The following is a 434-nucleotide window of genomic DNA, read 5'->3' as shown; positions in this document are numbered from 1 at the left end:
CGTAAGGGCCGTGCTGATTTGACGTCATCCCCACCTTCCTCACATCTTACGATGGCAGTCTTGTCAGAGTCCTCAGCGGAACCTGTTAGTAACTGACAACAAGGGTTGCGCTCGTTATGGCACTTAAGCCGACACCTCACGGCACGAGCTGACGACAACCATGCAGCACCTTCACAGATGCCTTGCGGCTTACGGCTTTCACCGTAATTCATCTGCAATTTAAGCCCGGGTAAGGTTCCTCGCGTATCATCGAATTAAACCACATGTTCCTCCGCTTGTGCGGGCCCCCGTCAATTCCTTTGAGTTTCACCGTTGCCGGCGTACTCCCCAGGTGGAATACTTAACGCTTTCGCTTGGCCGCTTGCAGTATATCGCAAACAGCGAGTATTCATCGTTTACCGTGTGGACTACCAGGGTATCTAATCCTGTTTGAT

Annotated in this window: 1 rRNA gene; it reads right to left on the bottom strand. The window is 51.8% G+C overall.

From position 1 onward, the window contains the following. Positions 1 to 434 (bottom strand): 16S ribosomal RNA (locus WS42_RS15000); the annotation flags it as partial.

Origin of the sequence: Odoribacter sp. N54.MGS-14 (assembly GCF_000980295.1) — a bacterium.
Taxonomy (GTDB): Bacteria; Bacteroidota; Bacteroidia; order Bacteroidales; family Marinifilaceae; genus Odoribacter; species Odoribacter splanchnicus.
Note: the sequence above shows the minus strand (reverse complement) of the source record. Positions and strands in the feature narration are given on the sequence as shown.